Annotated in this window: 4 protein-coding genes; 3 read left to right on the forward strand and 1 reads right to left on the reverse strand. The window is 69.6% G+C overall.

The window, feature by feature from the left end; all coding sequences use genetic code 11:
- Positions 1-938 (reverse strand): substrate-binding domain-containing protein (locus FNH08_RS46155; RefSeq protein WP_152777695.1); only part of this gene is annotated, 938 nt, incomplete at its 3' end.
- 329 nt (positions 939-1,267) lie between these two features.
- On the opposite strand from FNH08_RS46155, the gene iolC reads away from it, so the two are divergent.
- The 3 genes from iolC (at position 1,268) to iolB (ending at position 4,094) form a co-directional block, all read left to right on the forward strand.
- Positions 1,268-2,224 carry a 5-dehydro-2-deoxygluconokinase gene (gene iolC / locus FNH08_RS46160; RefSeq protein WP_152777697.1) on the forward strand — a complete coding sequence of 319 codons (957 nt, stop codon included), beginning with the start codon at positions 1,268-1,270 and terminating at the stop codon, positions 2,222-2,224.
- Positions 2,225-2,254: 30 nt separating this feature from the next.
- Entirely contained in the window at positions 2,255-3,133 is an 879-nt protein-coding gene (locus tag FNH08_RS46165) for a Cgl0159 family (beta/alpha)8-fold protein (RefSeq protein ID WP_152777699.1), read from the forward strand.
- Positions 3,134-3,212: 79 nt separating this feature from the next.
- Complete coding sequence (gene iolB / locus FNH08_RS46170; RefSeq protein WP_152777701.1) at positions 3,213-4,094, forward strand: 5-deoxy-glucuronate isomerase; 882 nt, start codon at positions 3,213-3,215, stop codon at positions 4,092-4,094.
- Positions 4,095-4,099 lie beyond the last annotated feature (5 nt).

Below are 4,099 nucleotides of genomic sequence, written 5' to 3' on the forward strand. Positions count from 1 at the left end.
GGCTGCTCGCCACCACCCATGTAGTTGCCGTTGTTCTTGTACAGCCACAGCGAATCGATCGACAGGTAACCCTGGAGATAGGGCTGCTGGTCCACGGCGAACTCGATGTCACCGTCCTTGATCGCGCTGGTCAGTTCCTTGTTGAGGTCGAAGGTCGCGACCTTGGCCTTGCTGCCCGCCTCGCTGACCGACTGCGCCGCGGTCAGCGCGAACGGGGCGCCCAGTGCGACGACGTAGTCGATCGAGTCGTCCTGCTTGAGCTTGGCGTTGATCGTCGACTTGACCGACGGCATGTCGGTGCCGTTGACGTTGAGGTTCTCGGTCTTGCCCTCGAACGTCTTCTTCACGCCCGCGCAGCGCTGCTCCAGGCCGATGTTGCCCTGCTCCTGGACGACGCAGACGGCGTGCTTGGCGCCGGCCTCGTTGAGCCGCTTGCCCAGCGCCTCACCGGCGACGGTCTCGTCCTGCCCGAAGAACTCCAGGAGGTTCAGCGACTTCCAGTCGCTCAGGCCCGAGTTGAGGCCGACGACCGGGATGCCGACCTTCTCCGCCTTGGCCGCGACGTCCTTCAGGGCGTCCGGCTTGGCGAGGGTGACCGCGATGCCGTCGACCTTCTGGTCGATCGCGTTCTGCACCAGGTTGGCCTGGTTGCCCGCGTTCGGGTCCGCCGAGTAGATCAGCTTGATGTTGTCCTTCGCCGCGGCGGCCTCGGCGCCCTTGCGGACGATGTCCCAGAACGTGTCGCCGGGCGCCTGGTGGGTGACCAGCGCGACCGTCATCCGGGGGGTGTTGGCCTTGCCCGCTGACGCGTCGTCGCCGCCCTCCTCGGACTTCTTGCCACCCGAGCTGCTGGAGCAGCCCGCTATGAGCAGCGCGGACGACGCGGCCAGCGCGACGAACGGCGCGACTCGACTGGAGCGGGGGTGAAAACGAACCATCTTTCCTTGCACCTCACTGTGCGACCGGGGGGGGAAAGGGAACGGGACGGCGTCGGGCGTGAGGCCCGCCGCGGGCCCGGGCATTGAAGCCGGGGTCATTGTGCCGGTGGAGCGGCGGTGTCGTTGGGACGGGATACAAGTGCCTGCCCTGCCCAGCTGTCAATACTTTGTTAAGACATCATTTCAGTTGCAGGTCCGAATGTCAGTACAAACTCTTGACATGGACTGCCCCGGGGACCTACACCTGGTGTACGTCCGGGCCAGCGTGCCCGCATTTCCCGCACTCCGGGCCCTCCACGGCCCGCATCCCCGTACGAGGAGTGACGCGCATGCCCGAGTCCGCCGAATCGTTCGATCTCATCACCATGGGCCGCATCGGGGTCGATCTCTACCCTCTGCAGACCGGTGTGCCGCTTCCGCAAGTCGAGTCCTTCGGCAAGTTCCTGGGGGGATCGGCGGCCAACGTCGCCGTGGCCGCCGCGCGCCTGGGTCACGCTACCGCTGTGATCACTCGAACGGGCAACGACCCCTTCGGTTCGTATCTCCACGACGCCCTCAAGGAGTTCGGGGTCGACGACCGCTTCGTCACCCCGGTCGACGCCTACCCGACTCCGATCACGTTCTGTGAGATCTTCCCGCCGGACGACTTCCCGCTGTACTTCTACCGGAAGCCCAAGGCCCCGGACCTGGAGATCAACACCGACGAGCTGGACTTCTTCGCGATCCGCGCGGCGAAGATCTTCTGGATCACGGGCACCGGCCTGAGCGAGGAACCCAGCCGTTCGGCCACTCTCGCCGCTCTCAAGGCGCGCGACAAGTCGGGCACCACCGTCTTCGACCTGGACTGGCGCCCCATGTTCTGGAAGGACCCCGACTCGGCCCGCCCGTACTACGCCGAGGCCCTGCGCCACGCCACCGTGGCCGTCGGCAACCTCGAAGAGTGCGAGATCGCCACAGGCGTCCGCGAACCGCAGGCCTGCGCCCAGGCCCTGCTCGACGCAGGGGTGGAGCTGGCCGTCGTCAAGCAGGGCCCCAAGGGCGTGCTGGCCGTCCACCGCAACGGCACCACCGCCGAGGTCCCGCCGGTGCCCGTGGAGGTCGTCAACGGCCTCGGTGCCGGGGACGCCTTCGGCGGGTCGCTCTGCCACGGCCTGCTCAGCGGCTGGGAGCTGGAGAAGACCATGCGGTACGCCAACGCGGCCGGCGCGCTCGTCGCCTCCCGGCTCGCCTGCTCCTCCGCGATGCCCACCGAGTCCGAGGTCGACGACCTCCTCGCGCGCGGCTGACCGACGCCGACCCCCTGAACGGAGCCTGACTTGAGCATCAGCATCCCGGACCTCGTCACGGTGCGCGCCCGGCACCCGGAGGCCATCGCCGAAGCGGCAGCCCGCCGTGTCCGCCGCCCGCTGATCGGCGCCGGCGGCCGCCTGATGATCGTGGCCGCCGACCACCCCGCGCGCGGCGCCCTCGGCGTGGGCGGCCGCCGCCTGGCCATGGCCAACCGGGCCGACCTGCTGGAGCGGCTGTGCGTCGCCCTGTCCAGGCCGGGCGTGGACGGGGTGCTCGCCACCGCGGACATCCTCGAAGACCTGCTGCTCCTCGGTGTCCTCGACGACAAGGTTGTCATGGGCTCCATGAACCGCGGGGGCCTGGCCGGCGCGTCCTTCGAGATGGACGACCGCTTCACCGGTCACCGTGCCGAGGACATCGAACGGCTCCGCTTCGACGCCGGAAAGCTGCTGGTCCGCGTCGACTACGACGACCCCGGCTCCCTGCGGACCCTGGAGACCACCGCGCGGGCCATCGACGACATGGCGGCGCGCCGGCTTCCGCTGTTCGTCGAGCCGTTCATATCGCGCCGTGTGGACGGCGCGGTCCGCAACGACCTCAGCGCCGAGGCCGTCACCCGCTCCATCGCGATCGCCTCGGGCCTCGGCGGCACCTCCGCCTACACCTGGCTGAAACTGCCCGTCACCGAGGACCCCGAGGACATGGCGGCGGCGCTGGAGGCGTCCACGCTGCCCGTCGTGCTGCTGGGCGGCGAGGTCGGCGGGGACCAGGAGGGCGCGTACGAGAAGTGGCGCAAGGCGCTGCGGCTGCCCACCGTGCAGGGCATGGTCGTCGGCCGGTCCCTGCTCTACCCCGCCGAGGGCAGCGTGGAGGCCGCGGTGGACACCGCGGTCGGTCTGCTGTGAGTGCGGGTAGGTCCTCCCGGAAACCCCTGGTCCGTCCCGAAGCCCAGGTACGTCCTGGAACGAGCCGAGGAATCACACCATGACCACCACGCACCACCTTCCCGCGGGCAAGGCCACCGGCGACGCCTACGCCGTGAACATCACCCCCGAGTCGGCGGGCTGGGGCTACTCCAGCCTGCGTGTGCTCGAACTGCCGCCGGGCGGCTGGCACACCTTCGACAGCGGCGACAGCGAGTGGATCGTGCTGCCGCTGGCGGGCTCCTGCACGGTCGCCGTCGACGGCGAGACCTTCCGGCTGAACGGACGCGAGAACGTCTTCAGCGGGGTCAGCGACTTCGCGTACGTGCCGCGCGACGCGCAAGGGTCGATCGCGTCCCGTGACGGCGGGCGCTTCGCCCTCACCGGCGCCCGCTGCGAGCGGCGGCTGCCCGCCCGCTACGGCCCGGCGTCCTCCGTCCCGGTCGAGCTGCGCGGCACCGGCACCTGCTCCCGTCAGGTCAACAACTTCGGCGCGGCAGGCGTCTTCGAGTGCGACAAGCTCATCGCCGTCGAGGTGATCACGCCCGGCGGGAACTGGTCGTCCTTCCCTCCGCACAAGCACGACGAGCACCGCCCCGGTGAGGAGTCGGAGCTGGAGGAGGTCTACTACTTCGAGTTCGCCGACCACGAGGGCACCCCCGGCCTCGGCTACCAACGGGTCTCCCCCTCCGGCCAGGGCACGAACACGGACGTGCTGGCCGAGGTGCGCGACGGCGACGTCGTTCTCATCCCGGACGGCTGGCACGGCCCCTCCATGGCCGTGCCCGGCCACCACATGTACTACCTCAACGTCATGGCGGGCCCCGACGCCGACCGTGCCTGGCTGATCTGCGACCACCCGGACCACACCTGGATCCGTGACACGTGGCCCGAGCAGCCGGTCGACCCTCGCCTGCCTCTCTACACCGCCCCCGCCCAGTGAAGATC

Source organism: Streptomyces spongiae (genome assembly GCF_009377185.1).
In the GTDB taxonomy this organism is placed as follows: domain Bacteria; phylum Actinomycetota; class Actinomycetes; order Streptomycetales; family Streptomycetaceae; genus Streptomyces; species Streptomyces spongiae.

Excerpts from the sequence above, each read along its gene's own strand:
- iolC (WP_152777697.1), top strand. The coding sequence starts at position 1,268 with ATGCCCGAGTCCGCCGAATCGTTCGATCTCATCACCATGGGCCGCATC.
- iolB (WP_152777701.1), top strand. The coding sequence starts at position 3,213 with ATGACCACCACGCACCACCTTCCCGCGGGCAAGGCCACCGGCGACGCC.